Source organism: Yinghuangia sp. YIM S10712, assembly GCF_051388935.1.
Taxonomy (GTDB): Bacteria; Actinomycetota; Actinomycetes; order Streptomycetales; family Streptomycetaceae; genus Yinghuangia.
On record NZ_JBPKBI010000021.1, the window covers coordinates 82,988 to 102,040 of the forward strand.

The window sequence follows — 19,053 nt, forward strand, 5'->3', positions numbered from 1 at the left end:
ACAGCCGCTGGGTGGCACGGTGGCCGTGAAAGGTGCTCGCACCGGTCGCAGGCCCGCACCGGCCGGCTGGAAGGGCGGTACGGACGATGGTACTTCCGCTGGTCGTGGGCGCTGACGGCTCCGACTCCAGCCTGCAGGCGGTGGACTGGGCCGCGGACGAGGCGGCGCGCCACGGACTCCCCTTGCGAGTCGTCTACGCCTCCCTGTGGGAGCGGTACGAGGGACGCCGCCTGTCGATCGACACCGGTCACCCCCCGAAAGACGTCGTGGCCCAGGACATCGCCGCGTCCTGCGCGGAACGCGCGAGGTTGCGGGCACCGACGGTGGAGGTTGCAGGCAAGGTCATGCCGGACGACGCCGAGTACGCCCTGCTGGAGGAGGGACGTACGTCGTTCGCGGTGGTCACGGGCTCCCGTGGGCGGGGCGGGCTGGCAGGGATGTTGCTCGGGTCCGTGAGCCTCGCGGTGGCGGGCCGCGCCGTGTGTCCTGTCGTCGTTGTCCGCGGCGAGGAGCGGAACCGGCAGGGGGCCTTGGGCCGAGTGGTCGTCGGCGTCGGCGGCGTCGCCGAGGGATCGGCCGCCATACGGTTTCGCTTTCCGGGAAGCCCAGGCACGCCACTGCGCCCTTGCCGCCGTGCGGGCCTGGCGCAACCCGGTTCCGGAGTACCAGGGGACGCTGATCTCGGACCATCGCGCCCGGATCCACGAGGAACAGGCGTCGGCCTTTCTCGCCGACGCGCTGCGCGATGCGGTGCGTGATCATCCCGAGGTAGACGTGCACCGCCGCACGGTGGAGGGCCCCGCTCACAGGGTTCTCCTGGAGTCGTCCGCCGAAGCCGACCTGGTGGTCGTCGGTGCTTTGCGGCGGCACGGCCATTTCGGTCTCCAACTCGGCAGGGTCGCCCACGCGCTGCTGCATCACTCCGCGTGCCCGGTCGCGATCGTCCCGCAGCAGGCCGAACCCGTGGTGGGTGCAGTGCGAGGCTCGTGAAGGAGGTCCCGTGGTCGCGAAAGGCGTGGAAGTGGAACTCGCCTGGATCGTGGAGGATCCCGGGCCGATCGAGACGCAGCCTCTGCGGCGGGTGCGACGGGCCGTACCGAGCCCGGGACCCGGCGAGGTGCGGGTTCGGGTCGAGGCGTGCGGCGTTTGCCGGACCGACCTGCATCTCGCCGAAGGCGATCTCGCCCCGCACCGCCCGGGGACCGTGCCGGGCCACGAGGTCGTGGGCAGCGTGGACGCGCTGGGTCCGCAGGCGTCGCGATTCGCGATCGGCTCCCGTGTCGGCATCGCCTGGCTGCGGCACACGTGCGGCGCGTGCCGTTACTGCCGTGCCGGGCGCGAGAATCTGTGCCCGTACTCGGCGTACACCGGCTGGGACGCGGACGGCGGGTTCGCCGAGCACGCCGTGGTGCCGGAGGCCTTCGCGTACGCACTGCCCGCCGCCGCAGCAGCGCAAGAACTCGCGCCTTTGCTGTGCGCCGGCATCATCGGATACCGGGCCCTCAAGCGCAGCGAACTACCCCCCGGGGGACGGCTGGGCATCTACGGCTTCGGCGCCTCGGCCCATCTCGCGGCCCAGGTCGCGCTGGCCCGGGGCGCCACCGTGCACGTGATGACGCGCGCGGCATCCGCGCGGACCCTCGCGCTCGATCTGGGCGCGGCGTCGGCGCAGGACACCTACGACGCCCCGCCCGAACCACTGGACGCGGCCATCGTCTTCGCGCCCGTCGGCGACATCGTCCCCCACGCCCTGGCGGCGCTGGACCGCGCGGGCACCCTCGCGCTGGCCGGCATCCACCTGACCGACATCCCGACTCTCGACTACCAGAAGCACCTGTTCTACGAACGCCAGGTGCGAAGCGTCACCGCGAACACCCGGGACGACGGCGAGGAATTTCTGCGGACGGCCCACGACATCGGCATCAGGCCGACCGTGACGCCTTATCCGTTGGAGCAGGGGGACCGGGCTCTGGCCGATCTGGCTGCGGACCGTGTACGCGGTGCGGCGGTGCTCGTCGCCGGATGACCAGGCGGGCTGCCCGGCAGGACGCCCGATCTCCCCCGGGCGCTTCCGACATACGCCCGCAGGGTCGACTGTGGAATCAGGACGACGTTCGGAGGTACGGCCGTGATCACGTCACTGGCCGCGGCGGGCAGTGCGCTCGCCTACCGCGGTGACCACATGGACGACAACGACTGGATGTGGGTGTTCGGCCCTCTCATGATGGCTGTCTGGCTCGCGCTGCTGGCCGTCCTCGTGTGGTGGCTCGTCACTCTCGCGAACCGGAAGAGCGGTTCCGCCAAGGACACAGCCGATCACACAGCTCACCCCGCGCACACCGCCCCGATGACCCCCGAGGAGGTGCTCGCGATGCGATTCGCACGCGGCGAGATCGGGGCAGCCGAATACCGCGAGGCGCTGGAGCACCTCCGTGCCAGGCACGACAACACGCAGTGAAACCGACGCGCTGTTGGGGTGTGGGGAACCGGAAGGGTGAGCGCGCTGCAACGCCGAACGGTCGGTGTCGGTCGGCGTTGACGGTGTGCACAGCGTCGCGGCGAGATGAGCTTCGAAGCGGCCCACGCCGACGCGTCGGTGCGCCCGAGCCCGGACGAGCCGGCGAACATCCGCGTGATCATGCCCATCTGGCACTCGTCGTTGCGTTTGCCGAGCCGGGGCAGAGCAGAACCGGGCAGGGCCGGGCAGAGTCGGGATAAATTGGGCAGAACCGGGCAAAGTCGGACCGCGTTGGGCAGAGCCGAGCCGGGCCGCGTTGCCGCGTCGGGAGGCGTCGTGTGTGGCGTGTCGAAGTTTGCCGCGCCCGACTACCGCCGGGGGAACGTGCGTCGTGTGCCCTCGCGGTGTCTGCGGCCGACGGCGAAGAGGCGGTGCGTGTGTGCCCGTCGCACCGGCCTCGGGGACGGGATCGTGGAAGCGTCGCGGACGGCGGCGGAGAGGGGACCGGGCCCGCTGTGGGCCGGGTCGGGGAAGCGCAGCACCACCGTCAGGATCACGCCGAGCGAGGCGGTGAAGGCGAACAGGCCCACCAGCGGATGCGTCGCGATCCGCAGCCCGACGCCGGCCCATGAGCCGGCCAAGGCCCCCAGAGACGTCAGCGCGAACGACCAGCTCATGACGGTGACGAAGCTGCTGCCCCGGAATGATTCCTGCCGCAGGGTGGTGACGAGCACGTCGCGCATCCGCGTGAGAGCGCCCGTCAGGGCCACGTACCCGAGGGCGATCGGCCACACGGCGGTGTGTGGCAGCAGGGCCACGCATCCCGCGAAGACCGCGACCACGGCCATGGCGGCGATGGTCGAGACCAGCAGCGACGTCCGTACGCCCATGTGTCGCCGGGCAAGCGGGGCCAGGTGCGGACCCACGGTCGCTCCGATGCCGAAGCAGGCCACGACCAGCCCGAGCGAGGTGGCGTCGGACCAGGGCATCGTGCGGGCGATCCACAGGTACACGAAGATGCCGGCGAGTGTCCGGCCCATCGATCCGACGAATCCCAGAGCGGGAGAGGTCGGACCGGAGCGCACCAGTGCGTGGGCGAAGTCGCGTACGGACATGCGGGCGCCGGTGGCGCGGAAGTCCTCGGTGTTCTGTGCCGTGACGGGCGTGGTGACGACCGTGCGGCGGCCGACCGTACGGAAACACACGCCGAGTGCGGACAGCACCATGTTCACCGCGATCAGGATCGTGAAGGACCGGCCGGAAACGAGACTGCCCAGCGGCATGCCGATGACGAGCCCGATGAAGCCGAGCACGGAGTAGACGGAGGCGTTGAAGGACAGCGCGTGGCCGGGGCCGAGCTGCGCGAGTTGCTGGGCGTAGAACTCCTCCACCACGTCGGCGATCGCGGGGAAGAACGCCGCGAACAGCAGATAGGCGGCCAGGATGGGCACGGCGTGACCGGGGGCCAGGAGGATGGCCGTCAGGGCGAGAAGGGACAGGAGAGCCTCGACGAGGTCGGAGACGACCAGGACCGTGGCCGGGTTGAACCCGGAGAGGAGACGGGCGGTCAGGGGCGCGGCGAAGCCGAGCCCCGCCGACACAGTCGCCGACACGGCGACCCACACCAGGGGAAGAACGCCCTGGGCCACGGTGCCGTCGGAGCCGCCTTCAATGACGCGGGTGCCGACGATCGAGAGGGAGAGGCCGGCCAGCATCCAGCGCCGGGCCCGGAGGATTATCGCGACCGGTGGCGCGGCTTGTCGGTCGAGCAGCATGGAACGTACCTTCGGACGCTGTCGTCGGCGCCGGCCGCCGGGGGCGGGTCGCGCGCCGGTGGTCCGGCACGCGTTCGTTCGTGGCACGCGCCGGAGCGGTGGCTCGGGTCAACTCGCGGGGCACAGCGCCTTCTCGGCCCCGGGAAACGACGTGATCTCGCGGTTCAGCGCCTTCTCGCCCTCGGAATTCAGTCCGGGGGGCGCCGGGATCTGCGGGAGGAGCCAGCGGACGACGTCTCGGCGTCGGTCGTCGAGCCAGTGGTCGTCCAGTTGAAGCAGCAGGTTGCCGAGGTAGCGGGCCCGGAAGGACGTCTGCTGGAGGGAACGGAGCGATCCGTCGTTCTCCGGGGCGGCGGATTTCCGCACGACCTGGTCGTAGTAGTAACCGAGATGCGCGTAGACCGTGTAAGCGGCGAATGCCTTCTCGGTTCCCCAGCACCGACTGGATTCCTCGGTCTGCCACCAGGGAATCTCGATGAAGTCCGGGGTGGATTCGAGAAAAACCCTCGGGAATCCCCGCACGAGGCGGTACGTCTTGGCGTGCACCGCCTCGTGCAACAGCGACTCGGCCGCCGCTTCATCACGGCCGGTCAACTGCGCCCCGATGAGCATGGCGCCGGCGACATGGTCCCAGGACCCGCCCAGGATTTTTCCGCCGTCCGCGAGAAAGACGCGGGACACGAACGGACGGGTCTCTTCCCACAGTTCCGGAACCCTCTCCTGAAGGCGCTCGTCGGCCTTTTCCAGGAGTAGTGCGAGCTCCGACCGGGACACTTCGTCGTCGGGTCGGGTGCTGTACTGCTCCTCGGCGGCCAGCGTGTCGAGGGTCCTTTCGAGAGCCGCGTCGGCGGGGTGATCACGACGCAGCCATGCTGCGACGTCCCCGCTTTCGACAGGCGTCAGATAGGCGGGCGGAAGGGGGCGCATGGAGTCGCCGGACCATCGCTCGCAGAGAATGTGGTCGACCATGGGGTGAATGGCATGGCCGGAGGCCGACTCGGGGGAGAGACCGAATCCGGTGTAGAAGGGGGCGGAATTCCGGGCGACCTGCTCGGCGCTTCCGTACGGCCCGACTGCCAAGGCCGGTTTCATTCGCTGCTCCCTTCCAGCAGTGCGGCACATGTCTCCGGCGAATACAGCCTTCCCACGGGGACGAGCGGGCGGCACAGCATGATTCCGTAGAACTGCTCCAGGCCCGGCGCGATGACCTGGACCACGTGGACGCCCCGGTTGTTCTTCTCCGGACTGCCGACGTATTTCCACAAAGGCCGCCAGAAGACCTCGAAGCCGTTCTTCCGCAGGGATTCCAAAAGGTGGACCGACTCCTTTTTCGGCGGCGCGTCCGTCGGCATGGCCGGTGTTCTCTCCCGCAGGAAGCGGGCGTACGTGCCCTGCGACGCCCACTGCGGGTCCGGCACCTCCGCCGCCCGGCGGAGCTTCGGATAAGGGTCGAGGTTTTCGGGTTCCCGCCCGCCCTCGTCGGCGAAAGTCACCCCTGCGGCAAACGCCTTCCACTCCTGATACAGCTCGGTCACCGCCCGCTCGTAGGCGACGTCGGGGAAGCGCGAACATCCCATTCCGATCAGCGCGGTCGCGCTTCCGGCCGGACGGAGGTGCGCCATGACGACGCATCCGGTGTGGGCGGTCACGTCCACGACGACCGCCTCGCCCGCGAGAGCGGTCTCGATGGTGTCGAGCGCTCGTTTGAGGAGGGGAGGCTCCCCGCCTCGGATGCGATGGACAGGACGCGGCTGCAACACCGAGGAGAGAAGGTGCTGGCTGAGTGCGTCACGCTCGACAAGTTCGTTGACGGCGTGGACGAGGGCGTCGTCCGGGGTTGCGCCTGCCGCATATCCGTTGGTCGTCGAATAGCGTTCGAGGACGACCAGATCAGACTCCGCTTCGTCGCCGTGATACGCGAAGTCGGCGGCTGCCGCCGGATAGACGACTCGTCGTCCCGTCCGGATGGGATGGAGATCGAGAAGCGCGTGGAACGGCACCGTGGCCTGTTCCGTCGCCGGGCGAACGTCATGTGCGTATGTGCAGAGAAAGTCGAACTGCTTGAATTCGGGTGGCGGCAGAACCTCCCACGCGTGTTCATTCGCCTGACCCGGAAGAGCATTCCGCGCGCCCGCGTGCTCGAACGCCTCGAAGAGTGCGCCGGCAAGTGACTGCGTCCCCACGCCTTTTCCGGTCGCCTGCCCGAGCACCTTCCCGGCCGCGTCCGACAGCGTGGCCTGGTACACCGCGACGCCACGGCCGGAGCCGCCCGAGAGCCTCCAGGAAAGGGACAGGCCGTGTGCGCGGGCGGCTTCGCCGGCCAGCCGAAGCGACTCGGCGACAGTGGTGGATCGCTCCCGGTCGCTCACACGATCCAACGTCGGTACCTCCGGCCGTGATGTGTTCGAGTGATGGCGGTCCCGCCGGACTCGGCGGAACGGCCGTCGCACCCGGTGGTGCGGTGCGACGGCCGGGCGTCCGAGCGGCTAGCGCTGCTCGTTGCTCTGCTTCTCCGGGGACTTCCTCGGTGCCTTCGCCCGAGTGAAGAAGGCGTCCTCGAACGTCCGCTTCTCGCCCTTTTGTTCGGCGAAGTTCAGGTCACCGCTCGCCGTCTTTCCGTGTCCCATGTCGAATTCCTCGTTTCCTCGAAGAGCCGTGGTCCTTCGTGGGTGAAGGACCGGGTGCGCCCCGTGCCCCGCACGGCCGATCAGGCCGGGCCCAAGACGTCGGCGACGCCACGGAAGGAGCCTGCCGAGAAGCGCTGTCGTGCCGGTCACATATCGGTCACGCGCCCGTCACGCGTACCGACTCAGTCGGAGGTCCGCGGCACGGCTGACCGGCAAGATCCAATGGGGGCATGCGGGTTCGCCGTGCGGGTCTGATCGCCGCCCGGGGAACGCCTCGGGGTGGCAGGCGTGCGCCCAGGCTTGGCTCGACGGGACGAGGGTGTGCCGCGCCAGGGGGGATCTCGTCCCGGCATGAGGCGGCCCGTCGGCCCGGAGAGGATCCGGGGCGACGGGCCGCCTGTGGGTTCGTCAGTGTTCGTCGGTCTCGCGCCCGTGCTGTGGCAGGTTCGCGCACCGCACTTCCGGTCGGCGCGAAACCCTATGCCGCTGAGCTCAGTTCAGGCGCGGGTCGTCCATGGTCTTGCCGACGTCGGCGAGAGTGGTCGGCCTGCCGTAGTCGCCGCTGAGTTTCGTGGCCGGGGCGTTGCAGCGGTAAGGACCGTTCGTGGGGCCGAAGTCGGCGGGCTTCCAGCCTGCCGACGTGGCCTGCTCGACGTTGAAGCACTTGACGGTGACACCGGTGCGTACGGACAGGTCGATCGGGGCCTGGATGCCGCCGCCCGTCCAATTGGTCTCCTTGGCGGCGGTCTCGTACACGCACTTGCGGGTGAGGCCGTCTCCGCAGGCGACAGCCGACTTGGCGAACAGCAGCCACGCCGAGAAGGCCTTCAGTGCCGGGAACGTGACCTCCGCGCCCGGGGCGTACTTCGCGTACAACTCGGTGATCTGCTTCACCGCGGGGCTGGAGTCGGCCAGTTCCAGCGGGTGGAATCCGCCCAGGTCCGTGACGTTGTTCTGGTAGTCGAGGATTCTCTTGCCGGCGACTTCGAGGAACGCGGGGCTGTAGGCGCTGGAGTTCGCGTCGATCCAGTCGAGCTTGTAGTCCAGGGTCGTCAGGACCTGTTCGAGCTTCGCCAGGCTGTTGTAGTCGCCGTGGAAGATCAGACCCCGGACACCCTTGGTCTTGATCGACTGGGCGTACGGAGTCCAGTCCGCCACACCCGTCGGCGGATACAGCTCCGTGTATGTCGGGTTGGCCCCGACGATCCGCAGCGACTCCTCCGTGCGGCCGATGTGGCTCTTGGAGACGGGTGAGTCACCGCCGATGATGCCGACCGCGCCGGCCGACGCCGGGAACGCCTCCTTCACCAGCCAGGTGTAGAAGCCCTCGTAGGGCCAGTACCCGGCGGTCGCGGCCTGCACGGACACCTGGAGGTCGGAGCCCTGGTTCTCCACCTGGACGGTCTGGCCGGGGAATTCCGGCAGCAGGCACTCCAGGCGGTCCCGGACCGCCATGCCGTCCATCGCCCCGCCCCCGCCGACCAGGGCGAAGTCCTCGCGGCAGGCCTCCGCCATGCGCTGGCGGACCTCAAGCATCCTGGTGTCCCGGGTGACCGCCACGAGCTTGCGGCCGTTGACGCCGCCCGCATCGTTGCACCAGGACGTGAACACCTTTGCGGCATCGATGAATTCGGGGTTCTTCGTGAAGCCCACGTCGGAGACGACCCCGACCTTGATCTCCTTGTCGGTCACGCCCTGCACGGACGGACCGGACGGCGTACCCGGCTTGCAGATCGGACCGAGGTCCCCGAAGGACGCGCTGACGGCGCCGGATTGGTTCGTTGCGGCCTGGTTGTCGTCCTCTTCGGCCGAGTCGCCGCGGCTGCTGCACGCGGTTGCCAGCAGCAGGGCAGCCGTGGCGAACACGGCCAAGGTTCTGCGTGCCCGTGGGGATCTCACTGGTTTTCTCCTCGGTGTGCACTGATCGGTGGCGGTCGTTTTGGCAGGTCTTCGTCCCGCGCCTGGGGCGGCACGGACGCAGTGGGTGCGGGTGCGCTGCCGGGCTCAGGACCCGGTACGGACGGACCCGGCGGTGATCAGGGGGAGTTCGTGCACGCTGACCAGTCCGGGGCGGGCGGAGACCACGGCCGGGATGGCGTTCACGGCCGGGTGCGCCGTGGAGGAAGCGATCTCACCGGAGCTTTCGTGGTCGAGTTCGAAACGCAGACGGGCGTTGGGAACACCGCGGATCTCCATGACGTAGCCCTCGTTGATCGGCCAGTCCGGCTCCATCGCGTTGCCGAGCCGCCAGCGCAGCCCGAGTTCGATGACCGGCTTGCCGCCGACGATTCCCTGCCACACCCCGTCGAGGCCGCACACGGTGCCCTTCGGGATCCGCATGTAGCCGAGGTCCAGGTCCTTGGTGGCCACTCCGTATTGGGGTGTGTAGCGGACCTCGTCGAGCTCGATGCGCAGAGCGTCCGCCATCATCTCGACGGCGTCCAGGAAGACAAGTTGGCGCTCCCGGGCCTTTTCCGCGAGCCCCGGGGTGTCCGGCGGCGACCCGAATCCGAGGTCCGTCCACGTCTCGGCCGACTCGTACCCGGTGCAGTCGGCCGCCTCCCAGATCGAGATGCGTTCGATCTCCCGGCAGGCCGCGGCCGCCGTCAGGCCGACCGCGCTTGCCAAGCCGGGATTGATCCCGGTGCCGTAGAGGGAGACTCCACCGCGCACCGCGGCGTCGTTCAGCCGTTGCATGTCCAGGTCACCATAGGAACGGCCGGTGATGAAGTTGGCGGTGGAGATGACGTTGATGCCCGCCTCCAGCAGACGGACCATGTCATCGACGTTCCAGATCAGCGGCATGTAGAGGACGACGTCGGGCCGAAGCCCCACGATCTCGTCGAAGTCACCGGTCGCCGTGACGCCCAGAGGCGGCAGGCCGCACAGGTCGCCCACGTCCTTTCCCGCCTTTTCGGGGGACCAGACGAAACAGCCCACGAGTTCGAGACCGGGGTGCGCCAGCACAGCACGCACGGCGCTTCCGGCGACCCGGCCCACGGTCCACTGCACAACCCGGATGGTCATGTTCGTTTTTCTCCTTGTGGTTCGGTCGGAAGGGGGGCGGAATGGCAGGTTCCGGTTGTGGCGCGGCCGGACCGCCCCAGAAATCAACGGTGAAAACGCCGGCAGGGCAGCAGGCGCCGGGTTCGTGATCCGGCAGAGGGCTGTCGCCGATGAGTCGTGGCTCGTGCCGGAACGGGACACGCGGAGCGGAAGCAACCGGCCCTGGGAGCCTGCCTGTTGGACACGGGGCCATTGCCGTTGCGCCCGCCGGCCGAGAGCGCGGCCCTGCGGGCGGACGTGCTCGGCCCGGCCGGAGCGTCAGGCCCCGTACGTGCCTGGGTAGCGGTTTTTTGCTTGCGGACAGGGAAGTTCGCGCGGGGAACCTGCTCGCTCCCCGCGAGCCGACGTGTGGCGAGAGCGGGACCTTACGCCGCCGCCAGGTCGGAATTCAGGAACCGGCTTGCGCGAGCCGGTCGTTCGTGCCACAGCCGTCATGCCCCTTGGCGGCGGCCGGGACGGACCGCCATGCACGCTGGACCGATCCGCGTCACCGTTTCGATCCCCGGCCTGCCGGCGGCCCACGGGACGACACGAAGGTTTCCCATGCCCCTGCCCTTCCTCACGGTTGAAGCGCCTTGTCGCCCGAACCGGCGTCGGCCGGGCGGTGGTTCGTCGTTCGTCGTGGTCGTGCGCCCGCCCACCGACGGCTGCACTCGGCAGGCAATGCGGTGGTACGGGCCGGAGTTCAAGGTGGTGGATTCCCGCTCCACACAACGCCGGCCACCGAAAGTGCTTTCGGCTGCCGCCGTGACCCTCCGTGCGCGGATGCTTCTGTGCGCCGGATCTGACAAGCCTGAAGTCGGCGGTACAGTCTGTTTGAACTTGCGTTTAATCGCCCTCATTCTCGGGGCACCCGGCGAACGCGTCAATACGTGAGAGTGGCGTTATCGCCTCGGTTTCCATGCCCCCGAATCACCGCGCCGACGGTCGCGTCGGGTTGCCGGACGGTCGGCCGCGGTAGCCGGGCACGGGCAGGCGGCGGGCTGCCTCCCGGCCCGACTCCGCACGAGGGATGCCGACCGCACGCACCTTTGTGACATCCCGTGCGAGGTGAGGGAGCAAGCCTCACCCCGGAGCCGGAGGCACCTGTGGTCAGCGGACGGCGGGCAGATACGGGTCGGCCGGGTGCCGCGGCGCGACACGGATGCGGGCGTCGACGACCGTGACGCCGTGCGGCGCAGCGACGGCCGGGTTGAGGTCGAGTTCGCAGACCTGCGGCAGATCGTCGGCGAGACGCGAGACACGGTGCAGCAGGTCTTCGACCGCACCGACGTCACACGGCGCCGCGCCGCGGTGGCCGTACAGCAGCTTCGACGCGCGCGATTCGGCGACGAGATCCTTGGCGTCCAGGTCGGTCAGCGGGGACAGCCGTGCGGCCTGGTCGCCGAGGATGTCGACGCGGGTGCCGCCGAGGCCGAACAGCACCAGCGGGCCCATGACTTCGTCCTGGTCGACGCCGACGATCAGTTCGACTCCGGGCGCGACCATGGCCTGGACGACCGCGCCGTGCATGCGGTGGCCCAGACGACGCACGAGATCGGTGTACGCGGCACGCACGTCCTTGTCTTCGGCGAGTCCCAGGTACACCCCGCCGACATCGCTCTTGTGGGCGATCTCGGGCCCGTACACCTTGAGCGCCACGGCCCCGAGCGGGGAGAGCTTCCTGAGGGTGCGGGCGGCGGCGACGGCCTGATCAGCGCTCGTTGCGCGGCGCCACGGCGCGAGGGGCACGCCGAATGCGTCCAGGACGTCGGCGCAGTCATCGGGCGGCAGCCATCCGCCGCCGGGGTGATCGGCCAGGTACGCGTCGATCACGCCACGTGCCCGGCCCGGTTCCGTGGCGGCCAGGTGCGGGACAATCCCGCGCGGGCGAACGAGCCACATCGCGCGGTCGCGGGCGTGGGCGAGAGCGACGGCGGCGGTCCGGGGGTCGGAGAACACGGGGAACGCGCCATGCCAGGCGGGGACGAGCTCGATGGCCTGGGCCCGGTCGGGTGCGACCACGGCGACGGGGATACCGCGTACCGCCGATCCGCGGGTCAGCTCGGCCATCGGGTCGGCCAGCGCGGTCGGCGCCAGAGTCAGCAGCACCGCGCCGACGTGTCCTGTCGACGCGATCAGGTCGATCGCCTGGCGCAGCGACTCGCCCGGGACGGTCGCGGTGGTGTCGACCGGATTGGCGCACGCCGCTCCGCTCGGCAGCAGGTCGCGCAGTTTCCCTTCGAGCTCGGCACCGAGGTAAGGGACGGTCAGTCCCGCGTCGGCGCAGGCGTCGGCCGCCAGGACCCCGAGGCCGCCCGCGTTGCCGATGACGGCCACGGCTCCGCTCTTGGGCAGCGGCTGCGCGTACATCAGCGCGGTGGCGGCGACCAGGTCGCCGAGAGAGTGGGCCGCTGTGACGCCCGCCTGCCGGAAGAGCGCGCCGCGGGCGATGGTCGGTGTGACGGCGGCGGCGGTGTGCGAGGCGGCGGCGCGGCGCCCCGGAGCCGAACGCCCCGCGTCCACGGTCAGCACCGGCATCCGGCGACCGACGCGCCGCGCGATGCGGGAGAACTTGCGGGGGTTGCCGAAGGACTCCAGGTGCAGGACCGCGAGCTCCGTGCGCGGATCGGTCTCGAACCACTGCAACATGTCGTTGCCGCTGATGTCGTATTTGTCGCCGAGTGAGGCGAACGTCGAGACGCCGATGCCGAGCCGGTTCAGTTGCCGCAGCAGTGCGATGCCGACGCCGCCGGACTGCACCGCGACACCGGCCGCGCCGGGGACAGGCTGGACCCCGGTGAAGTCGGCGTGCAGAGGCGTGCGGCCGAAGGTGTCGGCGACACCGACTCCGTTGGGGCCGACCATGCGCATGCCGTGCCTGTGGCAGCTCTCTCGCACGCTGCGGGCCTGGTCGCCGTCGAGCCCGGCGGTGACCACGATGAGCGCCGCGACCCCGGCCCGGCCGCATTCCTCGGCCAGTGCGGGCACGGCCTGTGCGGGGACCGCGACCACGACCGTGTCGGGCAGCCTGGGCAGGTCCGCGACATGCGCGTACGCCTTGATGCCCGCGATCTCGACGGCGCTGGGGTGCAGCACGAACAGGCTGTCGTCCCATCCGGCGGCGGCGAGATTGGCGAGGATGGCCCGCCCGACCGAGTCGGGACGGCGGCCGGCTCCCGCGACGGCGACGGTCGTGGGCCGGAACAGGGGCAGCAGGCTCGCGGTGTCGGCCTGCCGCTCCCGCAGCCCCATTGCCGCGAGGAACTCCTCCCGGCCGGGGTCGTCGACGGCCAGATTGAGGGGGATGACCGCGGTCACGACGCCCGCCTCGACCCTGCGGTGCAGCGGTAGGCCCATGTCCTGGAGGACCCGCAGCATCGGCCGGTTCTCGGAGAGCACGTCGGCTGTCCAGCGGCGCACACCCGCGGAACGGGCGAGTTCCGTCAGGTGCTCGATCAGGACAGTGCCGACGCCGCGATGGTGCCAGTCCTCCGCCACGGTGACCGCGAGCTCCGCCTCACCGGGCTCGGTGGCGTAGAACTCCGCGGCACCGACGACCAGGTCGCCGCGCCAGGCCAGCAGCGCGCCGCCTTCCTGCGCCCGCACGGAGCAGATACGGCGTGCCGCCGCGGCGACCGAGTTGCGGGACGGGCCGAAGAAGCGCAGGTGGAGGCTGTCGGCGGAAAGCCCCTCGAACAACGCGCGGACGGCGGACTCGTCCGCGGGCCGCGCCGGGGCGAGACGCACCATGGTGCCGTCGGCCGCCAGCACGTGCCGCTCTTCGGTCCGCGATTCCGGCGGTGGGGGGTGGACGGCGTTCATGAGTGAAGTCCTTCCGCGAGGCCGGCGGGGGCAGCGGCCGATCCGCCGACGCGTTCTGGGCCTGACTCCACCTTGCGCGGACCGCAGCGGTCTCGCCAGGGCCGAAGGTCCCCGCCGAGACCGCGTGCTCGGATGGCGTGCTGGGGCCGCGCGCTTGGACCGCATGCTCGAACGGCGTGCTTGGGCCGCGTGGTCGGGCCGCATCCTTCGTCGGCTCCTGCGCACGGCCGCACGACTCGGTGCGTTGGGGTGCGGCCCGCGTCTGCCGGCACGCGGAGTACGGCAGCGCGGCAACCCGTGGCCAACCGGCCTTTCTACCCGGCCAAGTCGGGCCGCAGGGCCCTGGGGACGCGCGCCGCCGGCGAGGCAGCCTGTTCACACGGCCGGAAGAGCCCGAAAGCTCCCCGGCCGCCGAGAGAAGCGGGCCGTCGTGTGCGGAGCACTTGGCCGGACCGCCACCCGTTCAGGAATCACGCCGTCGGGCCCCTGCGCCCGCCGGTCCCAAACAAGGGGGATCCACCATGGCCACGCCGCACGCACCGCGCTTCACCGCCCGCTTCCCGCACCGCCGCACGGGCGCGTCGCCGACCGTCACCGCCCCTCGCCCCGAGTCCTCCACGCTGGCCGTGACGTCGGTGCGTGAGGCGTCCGTGGCCGGGCTGCGGATCGTGCTCGGGTTCGTGTTCCTGTGGGCGTTCCTCGACAAGACTTTCGGGCTGGGGTACGCCACGAAGGCCGGGCGCGGGTGGATCGACGGCGGTTCGCCGACCGAGGGGTTCCTGTCCCACGTGAACGTCGGACCGATGGCGTCCACGATGCGCGGCTGGGCCGGGGAGACCTGGGCGGACTGGCTGTTCATGACGGGCCTGCTCGGTGTCGGCGTCGCGGTGGTGCTGGGCATCGGACTGCGCATCGCCGCGGTGTCCGGGACGGTGATGATGGCGCTGATGTGGATCGCCGAGTGGCCGCCGGCCAAGCACCTGGAGACCGGTGCCGCCAGCGGTTCGACGAACCCGTTCGCCGACTACCACGTCATCTACGCCCTGGCGCTGATCGCCCTCGCCGCCGTGGCCACCGGCAGCCGTTACGGCCTGGGCGCACGCTGGGCCGACCTGCCGATCGTCCGGCGCAACCCGTGGCTGCGCTAGGAAACCTGACCGTCGAGAGCCAATAGGGCGGGCCACCAGACACAGTCTGGCGGCCCGCCCTATTGGCGTGCCCACAGATGAATCTGCGTCGCGTACCAACCAAGCACGGTGACGACCGGCCGACCGACCGACCGACCGACGGGCCGGGCCGGCGCTGTGTGCCCGTGCGCGGGACGGACGCAGAGGTTCGTGAGCATCGTGACGAAGTAGCCCATACCGGACGCGCGAAGCAGTTGCGCTTGCAGACCGACTGCGCCGCGTTGCGCTCTGAGGGACGGAGCCACCGGCGGCGGGATGGCCTCGGCGCTGCTTCCTGCCCCGATCTCGCGCTGCCCGGTCGGACGAGTCGCCGTCGGTCCGCCGACCGGTCGATCGAGGATCGCCGAAGGCGAGCGCCTGCGGGCACCAGGGAAACCGCGCCCGCCCGTCGTCGCGAACGGCTCTGGCGGCAGGCCGTCAAGGGGCTCTGCCGCCAGGTCTATTACGCGCCACTGAGCCGGGGTCACCCTGTGCCGTGGGCACAAGGCGTTCCCGGTGCGTCTCCGGAAACCTACGCGTGGGGGGCCGACCGGCCCGGCCACGCCGTTCTTGGCTGCTTCCGCGGCCGCGCCATCAGTGGCACCGACTGCCGCAGCCACCCGCGCGTCTCGGCGAGCCCGGGGCACGGGGGGAGAGCCGACGTGCGCCCTCGGAAAGCCGGGACCTCCCGTCGCCGTAAATGACTCTGGCGGCAGGCCGTCGAGGGCCTGCCGCCAGAGTCATTTACGCGTTACTGAGCCGGTCTCAGTACGGCACGACCGCAACGGGGCTTTCCGCGTGCAGGAGGACGGCATGGGCGACGGACCCGAGCCGCATTCCCGTCGAGGTGCCCGCGATGCGGCGTCCCACGATGGTCAGGGCCGCGTCGGCGGATGCATCGACCAGTGCGGCGGCCGGGGTGGCCCGGACGGTGGTGCGCAGCAGTTCGACCTGCGGGTATTTCTCGCTCCATCCGGCGCAGACTTCGGCGAGTTCTCGGGTGACGGCCTGGTGGACGGCGTCGCTGTCGAAGACCGGGCCGCCGGCGACGGCTGAGGCACCCATGGTCCAGCCGTGTACGATCCGGAGCCGGGCTCCCGGGCGTGCTGCGGTTGTCTCGAAGGCGAACTGCAATACCGCGGCGTCGGCGTCGCGCAGGTCCAGCCCCAGAACCACGTCGCGGGGTGCCGGTTCGTCGTCGGCGGGGCTGTTGCGGACGATGACCGCCGGGCAGCGGGCGAGGGTGGCGGCGGCCAGGCTGGTCGATCCGAGGAGCAGGCTGCGGAAGCCTCCACGGCCCCGCGAACCCAGGACCAGCATCGTGGCGGTTTCGCTCTCCGTGGCGAGTGCCGAGCCGACCAGGTCGGCTACGTCGTAGGTGGTCACCTCGACGCCGGGGGCGGATTCGCGGGCTGCCGAGGCCGCCTTTTCGAGGATGTCGAGGCTTTCCTCGCTGGTGACGGGCCGTCCGCCGGGGAGTGGCAGGGGCAGCCACGCGTTGACGATGCGCAGCGGCAGGTGGCGTGCCGTGGCTTCGCGGGCGGCCCACCGTACGGCGGCCTCGGCGTGGGCGGAGCCGTCGACGGCGACGGTGATGTGCGGCGTCAGGGGCGGTGGCACGGACATGCGGTCCTCCGGTGATCGTGTGGGAGCGGCGCTGGGTGGAGCGAGACGGTGATCCGGCTCGCGTGGGATGCGGGTGGGGTGGGCTAGCGGCTTCGGGCGTGACAACACCCGAACAGGGCCCGGGAGTTGGAACGGCCTGTCAGCTCGTGGTCGGCTCGTCCTCGGGCGCGGGGACGACGATCACCGGGCAGGCGGCGTGGTGCAGGACGCCGTGGCTGACCGAGCCGAGGACCATGCCCGCGAAGCCGCCGAGGCCGCGGGTGCCGACAACGAGCCCCAGGGTGTCGCGGGAGGCTTCGACGAGTGCGCGGACGGCGTGGCCGTGTGCGACCTGGGGGCGGACCACGACGTCGGGATGCTTGTCCTTCCACCCGGCGAGGGACTCCGCGAGCAGTCGGCGCGCGTCCTGGTCGGCCTCGGCGGTGGTGGCGAAGCCGATCGGCCGGGTCACGATCACGGCCTGCAAAATCGCTCCGCGGCGCGCGGCCTCCTCGAAGGCGTAGGCCAGCGCGGGTTCGGAGCGCTCGGAGCCGTCGACGCCGACGACCAGCGCGGGCGTCGCGGCGTCGGCGGGCTCGGCACCTCGCACCACCGCGACGGGGCAGTGCGCATGCGCGGCAACCGGCACCGCGACGCTGCCGGTGGTCAGCAACTCCGCAGCGGAGGACAGGTGACGTGAGCCCAGGACGACCATGGCGGCGTTTTCGGACTCGGCGCGTAGGACGTCCACCGGGGGCCCGTCGATCAGCGCTGCCTCGAGCTTCAGGTCGGGGTGACGTTGCAGCGCGGACTCCGACGCGTCGTCCAGCACGGTGACGGCCGCCTTGTGGAACCGGTCGCCCCAACCGTGCGCCAGTGGCGGGGACAACGTCGCAGGCTTGTCCGGAGCCGACTGTCCCGCGTGTGTGCGCAGGTTCACGCTGTGACGCGGTTCCCCCGCGTGCTGCGGCCGTGGGGCGCCCGCCGGCCACTCCAGCGCGCGGACGAGCCGCAGCGGCACACGTCGGCGGGCGGCCTGCTCGGCGGCCCAGTCCACGGCCAGGCGGCCGGACTCCGTGGCTTCGACTCCGACGACGACGGCTCGGCCTCGGCTGGTCTCGGTCATGGCGACCCCTTTCGCATGTCGATACCGGTCCCGTGCCGGCGCGGCTTGATTCTCCCGCTGCGGTCGTGTCGGCCGTCAGGGCCGTTGGACCTGTCGTCCGGGGGCCGACCGGCAGCCCCCGGAACAGGGAGGACCGGGTGGCAGGGCCATACGGCCCTGCCACGACGTGGTCGGGCCGCGCATGATCACGGCATGCAAGCGAAGTCCACCGATGACATTTCGGTGATGACCGCGGCGACCCGTGCGGAGGCATCGGCGCCGCTGTGCCGGGAGCGTATGGGCCGCATCGCGTTCACTCGCGCTGCGCTGCCCGACGNGGTGATGACCGCGGCGACCCGTGCGGAGGCATCGGCGCCGCTGTGCCGGGAGCGTATGGGCCGCATCGCGTTCACTCGCGCTGCGCTGCCCGACGTCCGGCCGGCCAACTTCGCCATGCCTGGCGACGCTGTGATCTTTTTCCTTCCGTTCCGCCGCGGAGACGCGCTTCGCCTGCTGCGGCGTCCTTGTCGGCAGCGTTGGTTCCGGCCCGCGAGTTCGGTTCTTCGGCGGAGCGGTGAGTTTGCGGACGCCGCTGTCGGCAAGGCACGGGAAGACACGCGCAACATTTGGAAAGGACACGCCGATGGTGCGGGAGCACTCCGAGGGATTGCGGACAACCGAGGTGTCCGCCGACCAGCTGGCCGGGCACCCCGGCCGGATCGTGGTCGGGGTCGACGGGTCGTTCGGTGCCGACAGAGCCCTGGCCTGGGCGGCGGCCGAGGCACGTGAACGCGGCCGGGTGCTCGACATCGTGGCGGTCTGGGAAGACCTGAGCGACGACCGCAGCCCCCGCGACGGTCTGCTTCACATTGCCCGTGCGCGCCTCGAACGGGCCGTGGAGAGCCTGCTGCGCCGACGGCACCTCCCCAAGGAGGTCATCACCGCTCCGCTGCACGGTCCGCCGGGAGAACAACTCGTCGCCAGGGCTGAAGGAGCGGACATGCTGGTGCTGGGGACGACCGGCATCAGTTCACCCGAGATCCCCGGTGGGATCGGCCTGTACTGCCTCTGCCACGCCACTGTGCCCGTCGTTTTCGTGCCCTCCGGCCCCTACGTCGGCCCCTGAGTCCGTCATCGCAACCGCGACCGGGAGGTCGGCCGGGGCTGACGGGCCGACCTCCGTCCGGGGAACCGACTCGGCGGTGCAGTGGTACGTCGGCGAGGTTCCGGCGGGGCCCGGGCGCAGCACCCGGGACGGCCGCGCTCACCGCCGATCAGGGCCGAAAGGCCCTCCCGTCCGCGAACCCGGGTCCACAAGACTCGGGCTGCGGCAGTTGCGCGCCGCTGACTTGCGCCACACTGATCGAACAACTGTCGGAGAGATGAGCCTGCCATGACGCCGATTCGCGTGTTCCTGCTCGACGACCACGAGGTGGTCCGACGCGGC

General features: G+C 70.7%; 13 protein-coding genes and 1 pseudogene. 5 read left to right on the forward strand and 9 right to left on the reverse strand.

Translation table 11 applies throughout. The features are described from left to right. The first annotated feature begins 86 nt into the window (after positions 1–86). From ACRX5W_RS28900 to ACRX5W_RS28910, 3 genes and pseudogenes are all read left to right on the forward strand, one after another. Positions 87–990, forward strand: a pseudogene (locus tag ACRX5W_RS28900) (universal stress protein). A 10-nt stretch (positions 991–1,000) separates the two neighbouring features. After that, positions 1,001–2,026, forward strand: coding sequence for a zinc-dependent alcohol dehydrogenase family protein (locus tag ACRX5W_RS28905; RefSeq protein ID WP_436791297.1), 1,026 nt, complete (start codon positions 1,001–1,003; stop codon positions 2,024–2,026). 102 nt (positions 2,027–2,128) lie between these two features. Then, the gene (locus ACRX5W_RS28910) at positions 2,129–2,458 is read left to right on the forward strand and encodes an SHOCT domain-containing protein (protein WP_436791298.1); all 330 of its coding nucleotides are present in this window, start codon (positions 2,129–2,131) and stop codon (positions 2,456–2,458) included. Between the two features lie 368 nt (positions 2,459–2,826). On the opposite strand, the gene ACRX5W_RS28915 is transcribed toward ACRX5W_RS28910, so the two are convergent. The 7 genes from ACRX5W_RS28915 to ACRX5W_RS28945 form a co-directional block, all read right to left on the reverse strand. Further along, positions 2,827–4,233 carry an MFS transporter gene (locus ACRX5W_RS28915; RefSeq protein ID WP_436791299.1) on the reverse strand — a complete coding sequence of 469 codons (1,407 nt, stop codon included), beginning with the start codon at positions 4,231–4,233 and terminating at the stop codon, positions 2,827–2,829. A 108-nt stretch (positions 4,234–4,341) separates the two neighbouring features. After that, complete coding sequence (locus ACRX5W_RS28920) at positions 4,342–5,325, reverse strand: hypothetical protein (RefSeq protein WP_436791300.1); 984 nt, start codon at positions 5,323–5,325, stop codon at positions 4,342–4,344. Beyond that, complete coding sequence (locus ACRX5W_RS28925; protein WP_436791301.1) at positions 5,322–6,602, reverse strand: YcaO-like family protein; 1,281 nt, start codon at positions 6,600–6,602, stop codon at positions 5,322–5,324. The genes ACRX5W_RS28920 and ACRX5W_RS28925 overlap by 4 nt, the downstream gene beginning before the upstream one ends. Positions 6,603–6,719: 117 nt before the next feature. Then, positions 6,720–6,860 carry a hypothetical protein gene (locus tag ACRX5W_RS28930; protein ID WP_436791302.1) on the reverse strand — a complete coding sequence of 47 codons (141 nt, stop codon included), beginning with the start codon at positions 6,858–6,860 and terminating at the stop codon, positions 6,720–6,722. A 492-nt stretch (positions 6,861–7,352) separates the two neighbouring features. Next, on the reverse strand, positions 7,353–8,726 hold the full coding sequence (locus ACRX5W_RS28935) for an ABC transporter substrate-binding protein (RefSeq protein WP_436791303.1): 1,374 nt from the start codon (positions 8,724–8,726) through the stop codon (positions 7,353–7,355). Positions 8,727–8,864: 138 nt separating this feature from the next. Continuing rightward, the gene (locus tag ACRX5W_RS28940) at positions 8,865–9,887 is read right to left on the reverse strand and encodes an NAD(P)H-dependent amine dehydrogenase family protein (protein WP_436791304.1); all 1,023 of its coding nucleotides are present in this window, start codon (positions 9,885–9,887) and stop codon (positions 8,865–8,867) included. A gap of 1,131 nt (positions 9,888–11,018) precedes the next feature. After that, complete coding sequence (locus ACRX5W_RS28945; RefSeq protein ID WP_436791305.1) at positions 11,019–13,730, reverse strand: bifunctional acetate--CoA ligase family protein/GNAT family N-acetyltransferase; 2,712 nt, start codon at positions 13,728–13,730, stop codon at positions 11,019–11,021. Between the two features lie 521 nt (positions 13,731–14,251). Between ACRX5W_RS28945 and ACRX5W_RS28950 the strand changes: the two genes are divergently transcribed. After that, complete coding sequence (locus ACRX5W_RS28950; protein WP_436791306.1) at positions 14,252–14,878, forward strand: hypothetical protein; 627 nt, start codon at positions 14,252–14,254, stop codon at positions 14,876–14,878. A 783-nt stretch (positions 14,879–15,661) separates the two neighbouring features. Here ACRX5W_RS28950 and ACRX5W_RS28955 read toward each other — a convergent pair. Next, entirely contained in the window at positions 15,662–16,522 is an 861-nt protein-coding gene (locus tag ACRX5W_RS28955; RefSeq protein WP_436791307.1) for a universal stress protein, read from the reverse strand. Positions 16,523–16,661: 139 nt separating this feature from the next. Then, positions 16,662–17,627, reverse strand: a complete 966-nt coding sequence (locus ACRX5W_RS28960) for a universal stress protein (protein ID WP_436791308.1) — start codon at positions 17,625–17,627, stop codon at positions 16,662–16,664. A 622-nt stretch (positions 17,628–18,249) separates the two neighbouring features. On the opposite strand from ACRX5W_RS28960, the gene ACRX5W_RS28965 reads away from it, so the two are divergent. Next, a complete protein-coding gene (locus ACRX5W_RS28965; RefSeq protein WP_436791309.1) occupies positions 18,250–18,732 on the forward strand; it encodes a universal stress protein in 483 nt (160 codons plus the stop codon). The last annotated feature ends 321 nt before the right edge of the window (positions 18,733–19,053 follow it).

Excerpts from the sequence above, each read along its gene's own strand:
- ACRX5W_RS28945 (WP_436791305.1), bottom strand. The coding sequence starts at position 13,730 with ATGAACGCCGTCCACCCCCCACCGCCGGAATCGCGGACCGAAGAGCGG.
- ACRX5W_RS28920 (WP_436791300.1), bottom strand. The coding sequence starts at position 5,325 with ATGAAACCGGCCTTGGCAGTCGGGCCGTACGGAAGCGCCGAGCAGGTC.
- ACRX5W_RS28930 (WP_436791302.1), bottom strand. The coding sequence starts at position 6,860 with ATGGGACACGGAAAGACGGCGAGCGGTGACCTGAACTTCGCCGAACAA.
- ACRX5W_RS28960 (WP_436791308.1), bottom strand. The coding sequence starts at position 17,627 with ATGACCGAGACCAGCCGAGGCCGAGCCGTCGTCGTCGGAGTCGAAGCC.
- ACRX5W_RS28915 (WP_436791299.1), bottom strand. The coding sequence starts at position 4,233 with ATGCTGCTCGACCGACAAGCCGCGCCACCGGTCGCGATAATCCTCCGG.
- ACRX5W_RS28950 (WP_436791306.1), top strand. The coding sequence starts at position 14,252 with ATGGCCACGCCGCACGCACCGCGCTTCACCGCCCGCTTCCCGCACCGC.
- ACRX5W_RS28940 (WP_436791304.1), bottom strand. The coding sequence starts at position 9,887 with ATGACCATCCGGGTTGTGCAGTGGACCGTGGGCCGGGTCGCCGGAAGC.
- ACRX5W_RS28965 (WP_436791309.1), top strand. The coding sequence starts at position 18,250 with ATGGTGCGGGAGCACTCCGAGGGATTGCGGACAACCGAGGTGTCCGCC.
- ACRX5W_RS28955 (WP_436791307.1), bottom strand. The coding sequence starts at position 16,522 with ATGTCCGTGCCACCGCCCCTGACGCCGCACATCACCGTCGCCGTCGAC.